Genomic DNA, 19,912 nt, shown 5'->3' with positions numbered 1-19,912 from the left:
CGTGATCGACGAACCCCATCAGCGGGTGATGTCCGAAGGTCTTCTTCCAGGTCGCGGCTGCGTCCTCCTTGTCGGAGTGGGCCAGTACCAGCACCACGTCCAGGTCCAGGTCCACGATCACCTGCCCGGAGGCGTCCGGCGACGAGGCTCCAGCCAACTTCTTTATTCGCTCGCGTACTTCGGCTCTCGCTGACGGGATCGCGTTCAGGGCCTTCGGGCCGGACGCGGCCAGGGTGTCGACGAGGGGGGAAACGGTCGGGTCGGAGGCCACCGGCTCGGCCCGCAGCATGCCGACGTCGGCCAGGCAGTCTCCGCCGAGGGCGACGGCCAGGGCCACATCCAGCAGAATCTTGCCTGGATCGTCCACCGCCCGAGCCTTCCGCCACGGCGCCAGCGCCGCGGATACCGCGGTGTCCAGCCCGGCCTTGCGGGCGGTCTCGACCAGCAGCACGCCCCCGGCCTGGGACACCACGGCCCGGCCACCGTCCTCGATGCGGACACGCGGGTACAACCCGATACGCTTCTTCACCTGAGAAGTGCTTCTTTCCACGGCACGATCTGGACCCTCGACAAGTCCTATCGTTGCAGGTCAGTAGCACTTCTCGCGTTTTCGATCCCGCTTTGGACAGCCCACCTCATGAAACCCCGAGGCTAGACGTATTGCCCTGAGAGGTTGGGGACGCGGCTGGCGGGTGGTTGGCCCTTCAGTGCGGTGTGTCCGCGGTGGTGATTGTAGGTGTGCAGCCATCCGGGGAATGCCTCGCGGCGCTCGGCCTCTGAGCGGTACGGGCGGGCGTAGGCCCACTCGTCCAGGAGCGTGCGGTTGAGGCGTTCGACCTTGCCGTTCGTCTGCGGTCGGTAGGGCCTGGTGCGTTTGTGCGTGATGCCGGCTGCTGTGAGCGCATCGCGCCAGGTGTGCGACTTGTAGCAGGCGCCGTTGTCTGTCAGGACCCGCTCGACGGTGATGCCGCAGTTGGTGAAGAACGTGTGGGCGCGGGCCCAGAAGGCGGTGGCGGTCTCCTTCTTCTCGTCGGTGAGGATCTCGCTGTAGGCCAGGCGGGAGTGGTCGTCGACGGCGGTGTAGCTGTAGCCGGCGTTGGAGCGGGTCTTGCGGCCGGCCTTGCGGCCCAGGACCTTGTGTCCGCCGCCGTCGGGGATGTTGCCGAGCTTCTTGATGTCCACGCGCACCAGTTCGCCTGGCCGGGGGCGTTCGTAGCGGCGTATCGCCCGGCCGGTGGCCCGGTCCACATGGGTCAGGCATGCCAGGCCGAAGCGGGTGAGTACGCGGTGGACCGTCGAGGGAACGAGTCGTAGCAGGCCCGCGATGCGGGCCGGTCCCCATCGGCGCGGCAGTGGACCTTGACGATCCTGCGTTTGGTCTGGTGCGGGGGCGGGAGGAGAGGTCGGCCATCCCGGCCTCGCCGTGCGCGCGGTAGCGGCCGGCCCACCGCTGGGCTGTGGTGGGTGAGACCTGGAAGCGCTCGGCGGCTCGGCGCAAGGGCCAGCCGTCCTCGACCACGCAGCGGGCCAGCCGCAGACGGCCGGTCTCGGTCAGGGGTGCATTACGGTGGGGCACGAGGGCCTTTCTGTTGGTGTAGATGTCGCAATCCACACGGAACCGAAGGCCCTCGCCTGTTTAAGATCCCTCAGCTGAGACCTGGCTCACCCGTCCACAACCTCCCGAGACAGAACACCTAGACGCCGACCTGGGCCTTCGTCGGAGGGGCGATGGTGGGGCACCAGAAGCGTGCTTCGAGTTTGGAAACGTGGATCCCCCACTGGTGCGCCTTCTCTTGCGAGGGGCGTGGCGTGCGGTCTGTCTCTGCGAGCCTGCACCTGAGCATCCGTCGACGGTCGCTCACTGGCAGGTGGTCGTGCCGCTGCATCCGCGGCGAATGGACCAGTCGCTGTAGTTCTTGCGCCGTGTTTGTCTTGGGCACGGCGCTGTACGCACATGGGGGGTGCGCCTGGCGGTACGTGCCGCATGACCTGGTGTTGCCTGCGGTCGCCGAAGGAATGGGAGTTCTCGCTTTTGTCACGTTCGACCGGTCCGACCTCTGGGTCAACTTCTGCCCGACGAAAGTCAGTCTGTACGGGGTGGGCGCCGCGGTGGCCTTCAGCGACGCCGGGCCTGCCCTGAAGGCCGCGCGCCCTCATGCGACGGCACATTCCAGCCTCGGGCGACGGGCTGCTCTCTGGATCAACCAGGGGTACCGGGCGCTCCGCATTGCCGAGAATTGCGTGGCGCAGGACGTTCGCCGCCCGGTCGGCAGGCCATGAAGCCCCTTCTCTATGTCGTCTTGTGCGGGTCGGGCATTGCCGGTGATGTCGGCCAGCTGATCGGTGCGGCCCTGGAAGCCGGTTGGGGCCTGGGCGTCGTCGCGACCCCGCAGGGCCCGAATTTCATCGGCGCCGAGGCCATCGAGGCACTGACTGGCTACCCGATCCGTTCCGCATAACGCTCCCCCAGCCCCTCCCGGCCCCGGACGTTCAACACGATCAACAAGTGGGCGACAGGCATCTCCGACATCTTGGCCCTGGGCATCCTCTGCGAGTCCTACTGCCTCGGCACCCCGCCACCGCCCTGCCCTACGTGAACTCTGCCCAGACCCGCCCACCCCGCCTACGCCGAGAGCCTGCGGAAACTGCGCCCGGTGGGCAGTTTGATCGGCTCCTACGAACCCCACCGGCCCGAAGGCGGGCGGCGAGACAGACCGATTTCACTGGGAGGAAGCACTCGACCTGCTTACCGCCAGAGTGGCAGCGAAGGCGTGATTCGCGTCGTTGACAACAAAGAAGCCCTGAGCCGTTGGCTCGGGGCTTTCATGTGGAGCGGGTGACGAGAATCGAACTTGCGCGCTGAGCTTGGGAATCAGCGGTGCTTGGGCTGCCAGAGGAGCCTTGAACTGGGGTTTTGCAGCGGTGGTGGATGGGCCTCTGTCTCTGAGAGCCGTATCTGACCGCTGTTGTCGGCTCTGCTGGGCATCGAGGATCCCCGAGAAAAAGTATGACACGTACAAACCTATGATGAACACGCTAAAAGATATGCTAGATCGTCGTGCGGTGAATGAAGAAACTTTCCGTGCTGAAATCTCCGAATTTGCCACCTGGGTCGCTATTTTCGGTTCCGATGAAGCGGTTAGGTCCTTTCATAATTTCATGCAGGGGAGCTTTAACCCCCAACGCCTCCCGTTGTGTTCATGAGGCTCTATGCTGATTTTGCCCTGGCAACTCGCCGCGATATGGGATACCCAGATACGAGTAGCACTCGAAAGGAGATCTTGGGTTCTCGAATTACCGACGTCTACTCGCATTCAATGTTTTCGAATATGGATAAGCCTTTCGAGGGCCTGTATCGCGAGGCGGGATGGCAACCGCCTTGGTTGTAGGTGATTCTCACATTATGTCCTACCGTCTACGCTGGCTCCTATTCCGTTTGCCTTCAGCCCGCACTCTGTGGATCGGGCGTGGGCAGGGAACCAAGGTGGAGCGCGCCGTTGTACGAGCGACCTTGGCGCCCCTGGCCGGGAATGCTCTGCCCTGCTTGGAACGAGGTGCCCGGGATGGGAACCGCTCCCCACGGTTCGGCCGACACCCACGAGCGGTGTCCCTCCTATCCAAGATGGACGAGTGCTCCCGCAGAGGCTGTTTGAAGCCGTGAGCTTGCGCTTTCCTCTGCGGAGAGCTGGAGCCGGATGCCCTGGTGCTGTGGGGAAGGGTTTTCCGCCCTGGCAGCAGATGGCTGCCGATACTCGCACCTGAGCGTGGCCGTCGGCCGCGCCTGGTGGGCGGCCGACGGTGTGTTTGGAGGCTGTCATGCCGCCGCAGCGGCCTCGCGGCCCCTTCGCGTCCGGCGGTGGAGGATCTCGTCGAAGGTGGCGCGGGCGCCTGTGGGGTCGATGTAGTGCATCGCCAGGAGGGCCGCGATGACGGCGCCGACCAGGTCGTTCTGGACCTCGGCCCAGGTGTGGTCGTCGTCGCAGGTGGTGAGGCCCTTCAGACCGTGTAGGGCGTGCATGGCCTCGCCGGCTTCCTCAGCAACCTTGCCGACCTGGAGGGCTTTGAGTTCCTCGTCGGGGAGATGGGCGCCTGCCGCACGGCAGACGGCGGAGAGCTTGTCGATGTTGTCCCACAGGGTGTCCACGTCGGACCTCCGATCGATGGGTTCGGTTATTCCTGTGCGGGGCGTCCGAGCTGGCGTACGGTCCATCCGGCCATGCGCCAAGCGTCGGCGTCGATGAGGTTGCGGAGGTCGACGAGGACCGGGGCCGCGACCAGTGGGGCGAGGGCCTTGGGATCGGCCTCGTGGAAGTGGGGCCATTCCGTGGCCAGGACGATCAGTTCGGCGCCCTGGGCGGAGGCGTCGAGGGTGTCGGCGTAGTCGAGTTCGGGGTTGCGGCGCAGCGCACTGGGTACGGCGTGCGGGTCGTGGACGGTGACCGTCGCGCCGCGCTGGTGCATCAGCGCGGCGATCGCCAGAGCCGGGGATTCGCGTACGTCGTTGGTGCCGGCCTTGAAGGACGCGCCCCAGACGGTCACGCATACGCCGTCCACCGGGCGGCCAAGGGTCTGCTCGATGAGCTTCAGCGCGGCGGTGGGGCGTGATTCGTTGACCTCCTCCGCCGCGCGCAGCATGGTCGCAGCCTCCGTGGCGCCCAAGGTACGGGCGGAAGCGGTGAAGGCGCGGACGTCCTTGGGGAGGCAGCCGCCGCCGTACCCGGGGCCGGCGTTCAGGCCGCCGCGGCCGATGCGCGGGTCCACGCCGATGGCCTCGGTCAGCTGCTGGACGTCGGCCCCCGCCGCAGCGCACATGTCGGCGACGCCGTTGATGAACGAGATCTTCATACCGAGGTACGCGTTCGCCGCGCCCTTGATCAGCTCGGCCGTGGCCGGATCGGTGACGAACAGCGGGATGCCGTCGGCCAGGAGCGGCGCGTACACCTGGCGTACGACGTCCTCCGCGCGGGTCGAGGGGACGCCGACCACGATCCGGTCGGGTCGCAGGGTGTCATCGATGGCGTGACCCTCGCGCAGGAACTCCGGGTTCCAGACGACCTCCACGTCCTCACCAGCTGGAGAGAGGCGCGAGAGAAGTGCGCCGAGATCGCGGGAGGTGCCGACGGTGACCGTGGACTTGCCGATGATCACCGTCGGGCGGGTCAGGTGCGGGGCCAGTGCGCGGGCGGCGCCGAAGACCTGGCCGGTGTCGTAGCTCCGCCCGTCCGCGTCGATCGGCGTGCCCACCGCGAGGAAGTGGACGTCCGCGAATTCACCCGCCTCGGCGAGGCTGGTGGTGAACCGCAGCTGCCCGGACGCGGTGTGCGTAGCCAGGAGTTCCGGCAGGCCCTCCTCGTAGATGGGGCACTCGCCGGCGTTGAGGCGGTCGATCTTCGCCTGGTCCAGGTCCACGCCGATGACCTCGTGGCCGATCTCGGCCATGGCAGCGGCGTGGGGGATGCCCAGGTGACCGCAGCCGATGACGGATACGCGCATGGTCGACGCTCCTTTCCCTGTACTCGCCCGCCCGGTGAGTCCGGGCCGGCCGGGTGCGCCACGCTAGCGCCCGCACCCGGCGCGACCCTCTTCGTGCAGGTGGGTCAACCTCGCTGCTGCTTCAGGACGTTGACGAGAGCGGGCAGCGCTTCGGCGGCGGTGGCCCGGCACACCAGGTCCCCGTCCTGGGGCCCTTCCAGCGGGTACGGCATGAACTCGCCGTCGTGCCAGAAGCCCTCCGGGTCGAGGTAGACAACCTGCATGCCCCGCTCGCGGGCGCGAGCCTGCACCTTGCGTCGGTCGGCATGCAGACCGATGACGAGGAGGGCCTTGGCGCCGTCGCCCCATTCGACATCGGGCACGGCCTGGTCGTACCGACGCATGAAGCACTCGTCGAGCCCGGCGCGGGCGGCCAGGACATCGAAGTTGTTGGTGATGACCGGCCCGACGAGGTGGCCGGCGTCCTTCAGCTCCTTGAGCGCCCGCATCGCTGGGGTGGGCTCGGCGAGGAAGCAGGCGCGGAACATCTCGACGAACTCCGCCGCCTTCTCCTCAGGCTCGGTCAGTACCTCGTGGAGGAGCGTGTCAGCCGTCGGCGAGAGTGTGAAGCGGTGTTCCCGCGGTTCGTGCCCCTGGCGGTCGGTGACCCGGTAGATCTCGTGGAGCCGGTGCAGGGGCGGGATGCCCGCCTCCACCGACGTACCGCAGCCGATCTCCACCTGGAACGGTCGCAGGTCCGCCAGCACGGACAGATCCGTGATGCGCGTCGGCGTGCCTGGGCGGTCTTTGCGCCGGATGCCGGTGGACAGCACGTTCCACGGAAGTTGCCGGACCGAGGGCGGAGGGGCATAGGCCACTGAGGCGATCTGCACATCCAGACTCTGGTAGCCAGGGGGCAGCGCGCGGCCGACAGCCGCGTCCTGGGGATGGACGTCGTGCTCGGTGATGCGGCACTTCAGGTCCCGGCGGGTCCATAAGAAGCCGCCAGGTGCTTCTCTCCAACCGCCGGCGGCGAGCGAGTCCAGGAGCGCGTCATGGTGCGCGTCGATCTCGTCGGCCGGGGCGGACGTGGAGTGGTAGAGGTACAGGTCGGTCAAGCCGATGGCCGGTGCCGCTGTGGTGGGCACCAGGCCGTACCGGTAACGGTAGTGAATGATCCGCCGCCGGGCGTCGTCGGAGGTTGCCCAGCCGGACTGGCCGGCGGTGTCCTTCTCCTGGGTGCGGCGCCAGATGCCCTCTTCGATGTAGCGGGGGCGGTCGGCGTCACCGAAGTAGGTGTTCCAGACTCGCTGCTGCTCGGGGACGAGCTGGTCGATGACGATGTACGGGATGTCCACGATTCCTCCCTGAAGAATCACGCGTGGATGTTCCAGATGGCTGACAGGGTGCGGCTGCGCGGCAGACGGATCGCGCTGGATCCGGAGCGGCCTCAGCGGTCCGAGGACGGACTCGCGTCCGCTGCGATGGCAGAGGGTCGGTGGCCGACGCCGTTGAGAAGCGGAGTGGCCTGCTCGTGCATTGCCCAGGCCGGACCGACCAGGCCAACGACGGCCAGGAACAAGAGCGCGAGCCGGTCTCCGCCGTCGGGCCTAGGGGTGATGGATGCGGCGCTTCGGGCGCGGCGGTGTCGAGCCCCGGTCACGGGATGCCGCCGAGACTGCGTTCGTGCGCATCCAGGAGGCGGCTGGTCTGCGCGTACAGCCGCTCCAGCTCCGCCGTGGTGAGGATGAGTGCGCCGTCAAGGGTCGAGCCGTCGTCGAAGTGGAACTCGACGGGGACCGAGCCTTGCCGGGCCCTCCGGTCGTAGACCGCGTCCCGGCCGGCCAGCGTCGCGTGCGTGGCCTTCGCCGGCACGGGCCTGAGCGTCGTCCTGTCGGCGGGCGCGGACCACTGGGTTCCGCCTCCGGGCGGGCGCAAGTGGTAGGTCGTGGCGGAGCCCTCACCGGGGAGGGCGACCACGACACCGACACGACCTTCACGGGCGCTGTCGGTGGCGAGGTCGCCGAGCCGTGGAACGAAGGGGGATGCCGTACCTAACTCGGCTCCCTGCGAAGGGAGATGAGGAGAGGGTTGTCGCGTCATGCTCTGAAGTTAGGGACACGACGACCCTCGAATATGAGCCGGAGGAATACGACCCCTATCCGTCCAGGTGGAAATGGTCGGACATGCGCCGCAACTTCTCCCGCGTCACTGCTCGTTCCGCGTAGACGATGCTGCGTAGCGTCGAACGGGCGATGGGATGATTCCGCACGAGCTGGGGCGCGATCCGCTCGGCTGCCTCCAGCTCGGCCAGGGCCTTTATCCGGTTCCCGTCCCACAGCCAGGCACGCGCGACATCCATGTGGTGATGCACCTGACGGGAGTTGGGCAACGACCCGACCAGGTCTGGGCTGGTACGACGGTTTATCTCAAGGGCCTTGCCCTGCTTACCCATCTCCAGAGCCACGCTGATCGCGTGGATCTGCACGTTCCCGGCGGAGAACGTCAGCGAGTGCCGGTCGTACACCGGCGCTCCGACGTACGCGTCCATGCGTTCGGCAGCAGCTTTCGCGTGACCGATCCGGTCCTCGGCCTCCGAGGCGCGGCCGGCTCGGGCAGCGGAGACCGCAGCTCGCAGTTGCAGCGTGCCCCAGGCTCGTACGGCCAGCGGTTCGCCACGGTCGTACTCCTGCTCCACCGAGGCGATCGCCTTGTCCGAGAGCGTCAGGGCGTCGGTCCAGTCCGCCGTCGCCCACATGTCCCAGACCCGCATCCAGTCGGCGACGGCGGGCAACACGGGGTCCCCCGACAGCCTGGCCGACCACGCGGCCCGCTCGCACGCCATGGCGACCAGTTCGGGATGCCCGAGGGCGTGGGCGGCGGTGTGCGCGAACTTGCAGCACACGGCGTAGATGGCATACGCCTCCTCCCGCTCGTGCCCCTCCGACTCCTCTGCCAGGGCGCGCGCCTCGCGGAACAGGTCTGGGAGAACCCGGAGAATCGCCACGTTGGAAGCGGTGTCCCGCAGGCGGTGCAGCCGCGTCACCTCACGCCACAGCTGTGATGCGGGCCGCGGAGCCCCGTCGAAGACGGGGACGAGGTCATAGCGGCGCAGCTCGCGCAGGATCGACGAGGCGGCAACCTGCCACTGGTTGTCGTCGGGGGAGCTGCTGTACGGGCGCCCGATCAGGTCGTTCGGATGGACGTGCAACTCTGCGGCCAATTGGTTGAGCAGCCCGACCCGGTCCAGCTCGATCAGGCCACGTTCCATTTTCGACACCCAGCCCTGCGACTTTCCCAGGGCCGTCGCCAGATCGGCCTGCGGCATCCCCAGCCGCAGCCTCGCCCTGCGAACGCGCTTGCCGATCTCCTCGGCTTCCTCCAGCATCAGGACACCTCCCGGCCGCCGGACGATCCGGCGCGATCGCCGGTCCGTCCGTACAGAGTTCGTCTCCAGCACGGTACCCATGACGCGGCTTGTGCGTGAGACGAGCTGCCGGGATCAGCAATGCCACAGCCGTGTTCCCGGTCTCGCCATGAAGGGCCAACACGCGGCAGGAAACCTTTGCCCTGTCGGCGACCGGCGTGCCCGAGCCAGGTGCCGAGTCCTCCGCCGTTGCTGCTCCCCGGCAGCAGACCATGTTGATGAGGAACACACCACGCCGCGTTTTGCCGAAGGCAGCCATTGACCGTCTTGCCCCCGGCTTCATGCCGCGCAGCGGTCACCGCCGAGGAGATCCGTCCCGGCTCCGCAGCCATCGACGGTGCCGTCTTCGGACAGCCGCCAGGTGAGGGGCGCACGGCATAGCTCTATCTCGCAGGGGCCGACGCCGCCGTCGACCCGGTGGTGCCGCTGTTCACGAGCTCTTCGCTGATCCTCTCCGATCCGGCATACCTGCCGAGCGTGGCGCTGGGCGTCCGAGAGGGAAGCGGGCGCCGATACGCCCGCAGCCGACCCCCGCGAGTCACGTCCTCGCGGGGGCCGGCTGTTTTCATCCGCCTGCAGGTGAAGGTTGAGAAGACGATCACGAGCAGGACGTCATGAGCGGGACATCCGAAGCGCCGCGCCGTCAGGAACACCGCGCCATCAGCAACACCGCCCCGTCAGGGCGCGAGCAGCAGTACGTCGGCGCGCTCCTTGGCCGCGGCGTAACGCTTCGCCACATCCTGCCAGTTGACGACCTTCCACATCGCCTCGATGAAGTCCACCTTCTGGTTCTTGTACTGCAGGTAGAAGGCGTGCTCCCAGGCGTCGAAGACCAGGACCGGCACCGAACCCTGGCCGACGTTGCCCTGGTGGTCGTAGATCTGCTCGACGATGAGCCGACCGCTGACCGGCTCGTACGCGAGGACGCCCCAGCCGGAACCCTGGGTGGTCGCGGCGGCCTTGGTCAGCTGGGCCTTGAACTTGGCGAAGGAGCCGAAGGACTCGGCGATGGCCCCGGCGAGGTCACCGACGCCGTCCTTGTCGAGGGGCTCGCCGCCGCCGTCGCCGGTCATGTTGTGCCAGTAGATGCTGTGCAGGATGTGACCGGAGAGGTGGAACGCGAGGTTCTTCTCCAGCCCGTTCACCGCGCCCCACTGGTCCTTGTCACGCGCCTCCGCCAACTGCTCCAGCGTGTCGTTCGCGCCCTTCACATACGCCGCGTGGTGCTTGTCGTGGTGCAGCTCGATGATCTGGGGATTGATCACCGGCTCCAGCGCCGCGTAGTCGTACGGAAGTTCAGGAAGTGTGTAAGTCGCCATGTCGTCCGAGCCCTCCGACTGCTTATTGCAAGCTGTATGCAAGTGCAGGCTAGCAGCAGGTGCAGATAGGGCGCGGGAGGCCCCGCCGCACGGGCGAGTGCCGATTGGGGTTACCCGCGGGAGGGGGGGGCGCCCTGTACGGCGCCCGCCCTTCCGGTACTCCTGTACTCCTGGTCGTATGGGCCCCGGCCGTCAGCCCCGGGCGGCGGCAGGTCGGCGTCGCGCGCTCAACTCCCGTACGCCTGCGGCCGCCAGCACCACGGCCGTGGCACCCAGTGACCACAGCAGCTGCGGGCGGGCCGTGGCGTCGGTCAGCATCAGGACGAAGACCACCGCAAGACCGGCCAGCGTGGCCCAGCTCAGCCACGGGAAGCCCCACATCCTCAGCTGCAGCAGCTCCGGGGTCTCCCGCTCGATCCTGCGGCGCAGCCTCAGCTGGGAGGCGGCGATCAGCGCCCAGACGAACAGCAGGACCGCGCCGACCGCGTTGAGCATGTAGAGGAAGACCGAGTCGGGCCACTCCAGATTGAGCAGGACCGACACGAAGCCGAAGGCGACCGAGGCGAGAACCGCCCGGCGCGGCACGCTGCCGGTGACCTTGAGCAGTCCGCGCGGTGCCTCGCCCCGCTCGGCCAGCGAGAAGATCATCCGGGACGAGCCGTAGAGATTGGCGTTCAGTGCGGAGAGCATCGCCACGAAGACGACGATGTTCATGATGGTCCCGGCGGACGGTACGCCGATCGAGTCGAGCACCGTCACATAGGGCGAGAGCCCTGCCCGCTGCGCACTCCAGGGCAGCACCGTCACGATGACCAGCATCGACCCGACGTAGAAGAAGAGGATCCGGAACACCGCACTGCGCACCGCCCGGCCCACCGCGCGCACCGGGTTCTCGGTCTCCGCCGCGGCGATCGTCACGACCTCCAGACCGCCGAAGGCGAAGACGACCGCGAGCACACCGGAAATCACTCCGTGCCAGCCGTGCGGGAGGAAGCCGCCCTGTCCGGTGAGATGGGTCAGCCCGACCGGGTCGGTGTCCGGGAGCACTCCGAAGACCGCGAGCAGTCCCAGCACCAGGAAGAGGACGATCGCGCCGATCTTCAGCGCCGCGAACCAGAACTCGAACTCACCGAAGTTCCGTACGGCCGCGAGGTTGGCGACGGTGAAGACCACCATGAAGACCAGCACCCAGGCCCACTGCGGTACGCCGGGCACCCAGCCGTTGGCGATCTGCGCCGCGGCCGTCGCCTCCACCGCGAGGACGACCACCAGCAGGAACCAGTACAGCCACCCCACCGTGAACCCGGCCCAGCGCCCCAGCGCCCGCTCCGCGTGCACCGAGAACGAACCGGAGGCGGGCAGTGCCGACGACATCTCGCCGAGCATCCGCATCACGAGCGTCGCGAGTACCCCCGCGATCAGATAGGAGACGACGATGCCGGGGCCCGCGACCGCGATGCCCGCGCCCGAGCCCACGAAGAGCCCGGCGCCGATCACCCCGCCCAGGCCGAGCATGGTCAGATGGCGCTGCTTCAGCCCGGCGGAGAGAGGCTCCGCCCGGAGGGGTTCGGACATGGTGCTGGACGCTCGCGATGCTCTGGACGACGGGGACGGACGTTTTGGTGAGATCCCACAGTGTCCCCAAGGGGTCACCCGTTCCGCAACGGAGATCTACCTGCCAGGACCTCCAGTGACGAGCATCACGCGCGAAGACGGTTGAACCGCACCCTTTGTATGAAACCAACCAAAGGCCCAACCTCCGCTTTGTGGGCCGCTGATGGTGTTCCCGGGCGGGCCGCCGCGCTAACGTCAGCCTGTCCCCACCTGCCCTCACCCGCGGAGTCCCGATGAGCACTGCTGCCGCCACCACCCGCCCCGGAGCGGTCCTCGCCGATCTGCTGCCGGCCACCCGTACGCGCGACATCGCGCTCGTGCTCGGCGGCGCCGCGCTCACCGGCATCGCGGCGCAGATCGCCGTGCCGGTCCCCGGCTCCCCGGTCCCGGTCACCGGCCAGACCTTCGCCGCGCTCCTGGTGGGCGCCTCGCTCGGCGCGCGCCGCGGTTTCCTCTCGCTCGCGGTGTACGCGCTGGTGGGCATGGCGGGCATGCCGTGGTTCGCGAACGGCGCGTCGGGCGCCGGCGGCGCAACCTTCGGCTACGTCCTGGGCATGCTGCTGGCATCGGCCACGGTCGGCGCCCTGGCCCGGCGCGGCGGCGACCGCTCCGTGCTGCGCACCGCCGGCACCATGGTCCTCGGCTCGGCCATCATCTACGCGGTCGGCGTCCCGTACCTGGCGCTGACCACCGGGATGTCCGCGTCCGCCGCCATCGCCGCCGGTCTCGTCCCGTTCCTCATCGGCGACGCGCTGAAGGCAGCCCTCGCGATGGGCGCGCTGCCGAGCGCCTGGAAGCTGGCGGGCCGCCGCGGCTGACCCGCGGGCGGCGCACAGAGATACAGACACATACCGACATACGGAGGGGCCGCACCCGGCGAACCGGGGGCGGCCCCTCCCGCATGGGGGCGGCGCTGTCGGATCAGCCGCCGGTCGCGGCCGGGTCCACCGGCGCGACGGCCTTCCGCCGGCGGTCCCGTACCACCGCGACCACCAGCACCACCACGGCTGCGAGCACCGAGAGCAGCATCTGCTTGCGCCCGTCGGTGTCGTACAGCATGTAGCCGACCACGAAGAGGATCAGGCCGATCGTCGCCCAGGTCAGATACGGGTACAGCCACATCCGTACGGTCAGCAGCTCCGGGTTCTCGCGCTCGATCCTGCGCCGCATCCGCAGCTGCGAGAAGCAGATCACCAGCCAGACGAAGAGGGCCACCGCGCCCGACGAGTTCAGCAGGAACTGGAAGACGGTGTCCTGCGCGATGTAGTTGAAGAACACCGCGACGAATCCGAACGCGACCGACGCCCAGATCGCAACGGCGGGCACGCCGCCCCGGTTGACCGTGGCGAACGCCTTCGGGGCGTCACCGCGCTGTCCGAGCGAGAAGGCCATCCTGGAGGCCGTGTACAGACCGGAGTTGAGACAGGAGAGCACCGCGGTCAGCACCACGATGTCCATGATCGTGCCGGCGCCCGGGATGTCCAGCGAGTCGAGCACGGCCACGTACGGGCTGGCCGTGACCGCTTTGGAGTCCCACGGCAGCAGCGTGACGATGACGAAGATCGAGCCGATGTAGAAGAGCGCGATCCGCCAGATCACACTGTTGACCGCCTTGCGGACGGCCACCACCGGGTTGGGCGACTCGGCGGCGGCCAGCGTCACGATCTCCGAACCCATGAAGGAGAAGACGACCAGCAGCATCCCGGAGAGGATCGCGCCGGGACCGTTCGGCAGGAAGCCCCCGTGCCCGGTCAGATTGCTCATCCCGGCCGGGTCGCCGCCCGGCGGCAGACCGAAGACGGCGAGCAGCCCGATCACGATGAAGGCAATGATCGAGACGACCTTGATCCCGGCGAACCAGAATTCGAATTCGCCGAACGACCCGACCGAGATCAGATTGGTGCCGGTCAGCACCAGCATCACCAGGAGCGCCCACGCCCACTGGGGTATCGCCGGCACCCACCCGGTGAGGATCGACGCGGCCGCTGTCGCCTCCACGGCGAGTACCACGGCCCAGAAGAACCAGTAGAGCCAGCCGATGGTGAAACCGGCCCACCGGCCGAGCGCCCGGTCGGCGTAGGTGGAGAAGGAACCGGAGACCGGGTCGGCCGCGGCCATCTCGCCCAGCATCCGCATCACCAGGACGACGAGCAGCCCGGTCAGCGCGTAGGAGAGCAGAATGCCGGGGCCCGCGGCGTTGATTCCGGCCCCCGAGCCGACGAAGAGTCCCGCACCGATCACGCCGCCAATGGCGATCATCGAGAGGTGGCGGTTCTTCAGACCGGCCTGAAGTCCGTCGGGGGAATCGCCGTCGGGCGATCTGTCGGCGACTCGCGAAGGAGGTGCAGCACTCATGCTCTCTGTCCTTAATTGTCGCGAACGGGGCCCGTCTTACGTGCCCCGACCAGGCGTCCCACCTACCCGTCGTGCCACACTCGAAGCATGCGCGTGTACCTCGGTTCCGATCATGCCGGATACGAACTCAAGAACCACCTCGTCGACTGGCTCACCGCCCACGGCCATGAGCCCGTGGACTGCGGCCCCCACATCTATGACGCCGTGGACGACTACCCGCCGTTCTGCCTCCGGGCCGCCGTGAAGACGGCGGGGGACCCCGACAGCCTCGGGATCGTCATCGGCGGTTCCGGCAACGGCGAGCAGATCGCGGCCAACAAGGTCAAGGGCGTACGGGCGGTGCTCGCCTGGAGCGAGCAGACCGCGGCGCTCGGCCGTGAGCACAACAACGCCAACGTCATCTCGGTCGGCGGCCGGATGCACACGCAGGAGGAGGCGGTGAAGTTCGTCGAGGTCTTCCTCGCCACCCCGTACTCCGGCGAGGAGCGCCACCAGCGCCGGATCGACATGCTCACCGCGTACGAGGCGACCGGCGAACTCCCGCCCGTCCCGGCCCACCACCCGCAGAAGGACTGACCGCCCCGGTGCCCGAGGGTCACACGATCCACCGACTGGCCGCCGACCACTTCGAGAGGTTCGGCGGCCGGCCTGTGCGTGCCTCCAGCCCGCAGGGCAGGTTCTCCGGCAGCGCGGCGCTCATCGACCGCCACATCCTGGAGACGGCCGAGGCGCACGGGAAGCATCTCTTCCTGGGCTTCGGTTCGGGCGGGTGGATCCATATCCACCTCGGCCTGTTCGGGAAGCTCGGCTTCGGCACCGCGCCCGCGGCGCCGCCCACCGACACCGTCCGGCTGCGCCTGGTCAACGACGAGGCCTACGCCGACCTGCGCGGCCCGACCACCTGCGCGCTGATCACGGACGGCGAGAAGCAGGCCATACACGACCGGCTCGGACCGGACCCGCTGAGGCCCGGCGACTCCCCGGACCGGGCCTGGTCGCGGATCTCCCGTTCCCGTACCTCCGTGGCAGCGCTGCTCATGGACCAGAAGGTGATCGCGGGCGTCGGCAACGTCTACCGCGCCGAGGTCCTCTTCCGGCACGGCATCGACCCCTACCGCACGGGGAGGGACCTGACCCGCGCCGAATGGGACGCGGTCTGGGCCGATCTGGTCCTCCTGATGCGCGAGGGCGTACGGAACAACCGCATCGACACCGTCCGCCCCGAGCACATGCCCGAGGCGACCGGCCGGGCGCCGAGGGTCGACGACCACGGCGGTGAGGTGTACGTCTACCGCCGGGCCGGGATGGACTGCCATCTCTGCGGCGCCGAGATCCGCACCGCGCCCCTGGCCGCCCGCAACCTCTTCTGGTGCCCGGACTGCCAGCGGCGTTAGCCGTCCCGGCGGGTCCGCGGCCGGAGGCGGCGCGGGCGGCACCCGTGTGGCCGGAGGCGGTCGCGACCGGCCCCCGTGGGGTCAGAAGCCGTGCGGCAGCCAGGGCGCGATGTCCGAACCGAAGGCGAGCGACGCCCCGGCCAGTGACCCCGGCCGCAGCTCCCGCACCAGACCGGCCCCCGCCAGCGCGGTGAGCGGCGTACCGCCCAGATAGGCGGCGCCCAACTCCCGTACGGACAGTTCGAGATCGGCCGGGTCGTCGGTCCGTACACAGGTGGCGCCCTTGGCGTCCCCGGTCAGCCGCCAATTCCCGCTGTTCCAGGGGCAGAAGTCGTCCTGGACGCCGAACACCACGTCCACCGGGGCCCGGTAGGTCCGGCCGCCGAGCGCCGCCCCCACATCCACCAGCCGCAGATGCAGCACATCGCGCACCTGGACCCGGCACCTGCGGATGTCCGACACCAGATACTGCCAGGAGTCGTCCAGGGGCCGGTTGCGGACATGCAGCGTCGACGTCAGATCGATACCGAACAGAAAACGCCACAGAGCGGCGCCCGCCGCCGGGTCCACCGCTTCGAGATGACGCAGCCGCACCGAGCCCCTGGGGCCCGCCGCATCCGATTCGGGCTTTGTGTGGAAACGCGCGTACCCCACCAACTCGCCGTCCCGCTCGGCGATCACACACTGGAGCGGCGAACCGCCCTCACGCTCGGACGGCGGGTCGAGCAGCGGCAGCCGCTCCCAGCCGGGCGCCCGCCGGGGCATCCCGGGGCGCGAACCGATGGAGCGTACGTACAGCTCCTCGCAGCGCGCGGCCGCCTCCAGGACCGGCACGTACCGCAGCCGTACGGCATCGGTCCCCGGCGGGACCGCGAGCGTCACCCGCGAGGTGTCGATCTCGGCCGTCAACTGCCGGGTGGCGACGCCGTATCCGAACCGGCCGTAGATCGCGGGCTCCGACACGGTCAGTACGGCCAGCGGCTCACCGAGCGCCCGTACGTGGTCCAACTGCCGCCGCATCATGGACGTCAGGATCCCGCGCCGCCGGTGCGTCGCAGCGACGCTGACCATGGTCACGCCCGCCGTCGGCAGATATCCGCCGCCCGGCACCGAGAGCGAGAAGCTGAACGCCCCCGCCGTGCCCACGCACTGGTCGCCCTCCCAGGCGGCGATCGACCGTTCGTATTCGGTGAGTTCGTCCCAGAGTGCCCGCTCCTCGGGCGATTCGTCCACTCCGCCGAAGGCCCGGATCAGCCCCTCGTACCAGGTGTCCATCTCCTCGCGGCGCAGCACTCGCAGCTCTGTGTCCATGCGCCATCCCTACCAGCGGGTCCCCCACCGGGCGAGCCAATTTCGAACGCGAGGTCACAGGGTCCCCCTGCGCGGGAGCCGCGCGGGTGGATAAGGTCCGAGCCATGGCCGGTCGCGTCGGAGAAGAAGCGTTCACGGCCCGGATGCGGAAGTCGGTGCACCGGGCCAGAACCGTGCTGCGCCGGTCCGGGGTCGACTACTTCCGCGGCGACGGTTCCGAAGGACTCGCCCTCGCCACCCTCCTGCTGACCGTCCCCGCACTGGCCTGGGCGACCATCCTCACCCCGGACTGGTGCTCACCCTCGACGCTGGTCCTGCCCATCGTGGCCGGCGGACTGCTGCTCCGGCCGGCGAGCCTGCTGGGCCTGTACGCCGCCGCGGCCGCGGCCCTCATCGTCGAGTCGGTCAAGCTCGGCCCGTACACCGACGGCACCGCGCCGGTCACCCCCGGCATGGTCCTCACGGTGGCCGCCTGCGGGCTCTTCGGCCTGCTCATCGCGCAGTTCCGCAGCCGGGTCGGGGTGCCCTGGCGGCGCGGCGGGACCATGCTCTTCGACCTGCGCGAACGGATCCGCGTCCAGAGCCAGCTGCCCCGGCTGCCGCAGGGCTGGCACCACGAGATGGCGCTGCGGCCGGCCGGCGGGCAGTCCTTCTCGGGAGACTTCGTGGTCGCCGCGCGCACCAGCGGCGGACGCGTCCTGGAGGTCGTCCTCACCGATGTCTCGGGCAAGGGGATGGATGCGGGCTCCCGCGCCCTGCTGCTCTCGGGAGCCTTCGGCGGGCTCCTCGGCTCGCTGCCGCCCCATGACTTCTTGCACGCGGCCAACGGCTATCTGCTGCGCCAGGACTGGGACGAGGGGTTCGCCACCTCGATCCATCTGGTCCTCGACCTGGACACCGGCGACTACGAACTCCTCTCGGCCGGCCACCTCCCCGCGCTCCAACTCCACGCGGGCAGCGGCCTCTGGGAGGAGAAGTCGGGCGAAGGCCCGCTGCTCGGCGTCTACGACGGTGCCCAGTTCGACGCGGCCAAGGGGTCGCTCGGACCCGGCGATGTCCTGATGCTCTTCACGGACGGCCTGGTCGAGGCGCCCGGCCGGGACATCAGCGAGGGGATCGACCGGCTGACGGGGGAGGCCGACCGCTATGTGGCCAGCACCTTCGAGGGCGCGGCCTGGCATCTCATCGAGGCGGTCGCCAAGGACGTGAACGACGACAGGGCGCTGCTGCTGATCTGCCGCGACAGCGATGCGGGGCCGGTGCTGTAGGGGGGGCGGGTCCGGGGCTGTGCCCCCCGTCGCAGAGCCGCGCCCCGCCCGGTTCTCCGCCGGACGGGGCGCCACTTCTCGTACTGCTGGTTCAGCTCGGGGACCGGGTCTGCCGGGCCGACGCTAGGCCGGAACCTTCTCGCGCTCGCGCTCCCGCTCCCGGGCGTTCTGCACCGGGTCGGAACGGAACGCCCACTTCATCTCCGGCTCCGTGGCGAAGCGCATCACGCGCCGCACCGGCGGGGTGCAGAACAGCGTCACGGCAGCCGCCATGAAGAGGGTCGCGAACACCTCGCCCAGCGGGCTCTTCAGCCAGCCGTAGTCGTCGATCAGGCCGGTGTACTCGATGGTCTTGATCAGCAGACCGTGCAGCAGATAACCGCAGAGCGTGCCGGCGCCGAGCCCGGTGAACCAGGTCCTGTTACGCGGTACCAGGGCCAGGAAGCAGGCGGTCAGCACCAGCCCGCACGCGGTCAGGCCGAGGGTCATCACGATGCCCTCCCACCAGTCGACGCCGAGCTGCTGGGCGCTGGTGCCCCGGTAGAACCAGTTGAGCGTCATCCTGGGCGCGGCCCAGTAGGCGAACACCACCGTGGCCAGCATGATCACCACGGCCACCGGCCGCGCACCGCGCCGCTGCACCCACTGGAAGTGCTCGGGCCTGAGCTTCAGACCGAGCACGAAGAACGGCAGGAACTGGAGCACACGCTGCAGATCGAGGTCGTCACCGATGTTGGGCGTGACCGATGCGAGAAGAGCGATGACGAGTGAGAGGGTCAGCGGATAGCGCAGATTGAGCCAGATCGGCGTGGTGAGCCGCCAGATGAAGAGGGCGATGAGGAACCACGTCAGGAAGTACGGGTCGAGCAGGCTGATCTCGTGACCGGGGTCGTTGTTCCCCCACTTCTCGTACAGCGAGTAAGTGGTCTCGAAGATCACGTAAGGAACGACGACACCCGTCACCAGCCGGCGCAGCCGGTCGGGACGCATGTCAAAACTGCGGGAGAAATATCCCGAGATAATGATGAAAGCGGGCATGTGGAACGTGTAGACGAACATGTAGAGCGCCCGGGTGGTGCGGCTGCCGTCCATGATCGGTTCCCACGCGTGGGCCATGGCCACGAGCACGATGGCCAGGAACTTCGCGTTGTCGAAGAGCGCGTTGCGCTGCTTCTTGGCGCCGGGGGCGGGCGCCTGTGTGTGCGCTGCGCCAGGTCTGGGCGGCGCCTGTGCGTCCGTGGAGGTTTCGGGTTCCGTCTCCCGCGCCAGGGGGAGTGGGGCCCGCTGATATTCGTGTGGAGCATGAACCATTCGAGGAACCCTAGCGTCGCGTGAGGGAATACGTAAAACCCTCTCGGATGTCTGTGGGATGTCTGTGATATTCGCAGTACGTGTACCCCCGGGGCTTACCTTTACTACCCTGATCTTATGTATGCATATGGGGTACTTGATCCCACTTAAATGGTGCATAACGACCGGCTTGTGGGGCTGTGCCGGGTCTGCTTCAAGCGTGATTCACCGTTATCGCAATCATCTGTGAACGGTATGTGTGGGCAGTGAAACGATCGATTCGGATTTCTCTCCGGGAGTGGCGGGCCGCACCGTCCGGAAATTGCCGTCGCACGCCCCGGCGGCGCCCGCGCGCCCGGCGTCGTGGCCCGGCGCGCGAGGGGTGCGGGATGGCGCGATCCGATCGGCGCCGTTTCGTCACCGGGCAACAACCACAGGGCTGTTGGTGGCACCATGGAGCCG

The 19,912-nt window shown here is 68.5% G+C and carries 16 protein-coding genes and 2 pseudogenes; 6 read left to right on the top strand and 12 right to left on the bottom strand.

The features are described 5' to 3' along the window. Together ACWGKJ_RS27450 and ACWGKJ_RS27445 are read right to left on the bottom strand one after the other, a co-directional pair. Positions 1-529, bottom strand: a 529-nt coding sequence (locus ACWGKJ_RS27450) for a transposase (RefSeq protein ID WP_385031960.1), incomplete at its 3' end; no start/stop codon positions are given. A 122-nt stretch (positions 530-651) separates the two neighbouring features. After that, a pseudogene (locus tag ACWGKJ_RS27445) lies at positions 652-1,576 on the bottom strand (IS481 family transposase). 401 nt (positions 1,577-1,977) lie between these two features. On the opposite strand from ACWGKJ_RS27445, the gene ACWGKJ_RS27440 reads away from it, so the two are divergent. Together ACWGKJ_RS27440 and ACWGKJ_RS27435 are read left to right on the top strand one after the other, a co-directional pair. Beyond that, positions 1,978-2,280: a hypothetical protein gene (locus tag ACWGKJ_RS27440; protein ID WP_385031962.1), complete on the top strand. Its 303-nt coding sequence runs from the start codon at positions 1,978-1,980 to the stop codon at positions 2,278-2,280. Further along, positions 2,277-2,775: pseudogene (locus ACWGKJ_RS27435) on the top strand (flavoprotein). Before ACWGKJ_RS27440 ends, ACWGKJ_RS27435 begins: the two are co-directional and overlap by 4 nt. A gap of 1,039 nt (positions 2,776-3,814) precedes the next feature. Here ACWGKJ_RS27435 and ACWGKJ_RS27430 read toward each other — a convergent pair. The 7 genes from ACWGKJ_RS27430 to ACWGKJ_RS27400 all read right to left on the bottom strand — a co-directional run bounded on the left by ACWGKJ_RS27430 (position 3,815) and on the right by ACWGKJ_RS27400 (position 11,793). Further along, positions 3,815-4,144, bottom strand: coding sequence for a MazG-like family protein (locus ACWGKJ_RS27430; protein ID WP_385031965.1), 330 nt, complete (start codon positions 4,142-4,144; stop codon positions 3,815-3,817). Between the two features lie 26 nt (positions 4,145-4,170). Next, on the bottom strand, positions 4,171-5,493 hold the full coding sequence (locus tag ACWGKJ_RS27425; protein WP_385031968.1) for a UDP-glucose dehydrogenase family protein: 1,323 nt from the start codon (positions 5,491-5,493) through the stop codon (positions 4,171-4,173). A gap of 104 nt (positions 5,494-5,597) precedes the next feature. After that, a complete protein-coding gene (locus tag ACWGKJ_RS27420) occupies positions 5,598-6,830 on the bottom strand; it encodes an SIR2 family protein (RefSeq protein ID WP_385032003.1) in 1,233 nt (410 codons plus the stop codon). Positions 6,831-7,131: 301 nt separating this feature from the next. Continuing rightward, positions 7,132-7,452, bottom strand: a complete 321-nt coding sequence (locus ACWGKJ_RS27415) for a hypothetical protein (RefSeq protein ID WP_453315840.1) — start codon at positions 7,450-7,452, stop codon at positions 7,132-7,134. 178 nt (positions 7,453-7,630) lie between these two features. After that, positions 7,631-8,860 carry a helix-turn-helix domain-containing protein gene (locus ACWGKJ_RS27410; RefSeq protein WP_385032006.1) on the bottom strand — a complete coding sequence of 410 codons (1,230 nt, stop codon included), beginning with the start codon at positions 8,858-8,860 and terminating at the stop codon, positions 7,631-7,633. Between the two features lie 716 nt (positions 8,861-9,576). Beyond that, positions 9,577-10,218 carry a superoxide dismutase gene (locus tag ACWGKJ_RS27405; RefSeq protein WP_356825844.1) on the bottom strand — a complete coding sequence of 214 codons (642 nt, stop codon included), beginning with the start codon at positions 10,216-10,218 and terminating at the stop codon, positions 9,577-9,579. Positions 10,219-10,410: 192 nt separating this feature from the next. Next, positions 10,411-11,793, bottom strand: a complete 1,383-nt coding sequence (locus tag ACWGKJ_RS27400; protein ID WP_385031974.1) for an amino acid permease — start codon at positions 11,791-11,793, stop codon at positions 10,411-10,413. A 272-nt stretch (positions 11,794-12,065) separates the two neighbouring features. Between ACWGKJ_RS27400 and ACWGKJ_RS27395 the strand changes: the two genes are divergently transcribed. Then, positions 12,066-12,650, top strand: a complete 585-nt coding sequence (locus tag ACWGKJ_RS27395) for a biotin transporter BioY (protein ID WP_385031977.1) — start codon at positions 12,066-12,068, stop codon at positions 12,648-12,650. 103 nt (positions 12,651-12,753) lie between these two features. On the opposite strand, the gene ACWGKJ_RS27390 is transcribed toward ACWGKJ_RS27395, so the two are convergent. Beyond that, positions 12,754-14,187 (bottom strand): amino acid permease, encoded by a 1,434-nt coding sequence (locus ACWGKJ_RS27390; protein ID WP_385031980.1) that lies wholly within the window; start codon positions 14,185-14,187, stop codon positions 12,754-12,756. 87 nt (positions 14,188-14,274) lie between these two features. Here ACWGKJ_RS27390 and ACWGKJ_RS27385 point away from each other — a divergent pair, with 87 nt between their 5' ends. Beyond that, positions 14,275-14,763: a ribose-5-phosphate isomerase gene (locus ACWGKJ_RS27385; protein ID WP_385031982.1), complete on the top strand. Its 489-nt coding sequence runs from the start codon at positions 14,275-14,277 to the stop codon at positions 14,761-14,763. Positions 14,764-14,771: 8 nt separating this feature from the next. Further along, positions 14,772-15,581 (top strand): Fpg/Nei family DNA glycosylase, encoded by an 810-nt coding sequence (locus tag ACWGKJ_RS27380; RefSeq protein ID WP_385031985.1) that lies wholly within the window; start codon positions 14,772-14,774, stop codon positions 15,579-15,581. Between the two features lie 81 nt (positions 15,582-15,662). Here the strand turns inward: ACWGKJ_RS27380 and ACWGKJ_RS27375 are convergent, their stop codons facing one another. Beyond that, a complete protein-coding gene (locus ACWGKJ_RS27375; protein WP_385031988.1) occupies positions 15,663-16,892 on the bottom strand; it encodes a GNAT family N-acetyltransferase in 1,230 nt (409 codons plus the stop codon). A gap of 104 nt (positions 16,893-16,996) precedes the next feature. Here ACWGKJ_RS27375 and ACWGKJ_RS27370 point away from each other — a divergent pair, with 104 nt between their 5' ends. Continuing rightward, entirely contained in the window at positions 16,997-18,160 is a 1,164-nt protein-coding gene (locus ACWGKJ_RS27370; protein WP_385031991.1) for a PP2C family protein-serine/threonine phosphatase, read from the top strand. Positions 18,161-18,283: 123 nt separating this feature from the next. On the opposite strand, the gene ACWGKJ_RS27365 is transcribed toward ACWGKJ_RS27370, so the two are convergent. Continuing rightward, a complete protein-coding gene (locus tag ACWGKJ_RS27365; RefSeq protein WP_385031994.1) occupies positions 18,284-19,471 on the bottom strand; it encodes an acyltransferase family protein in 1,188 nt (395 codons plus the stop codon). Between the last annotated feature and the right edge of the window lie 441 nt (positions 19,472-19,912).

It is taken from the genome of Streptomyces sp. NPDC054757, assembly GCF_053612185.1.
Note: the sequence above shows the minus strand (reverse complement) of the source record. Positions and strands in the feature narration are given on the sequence as shown.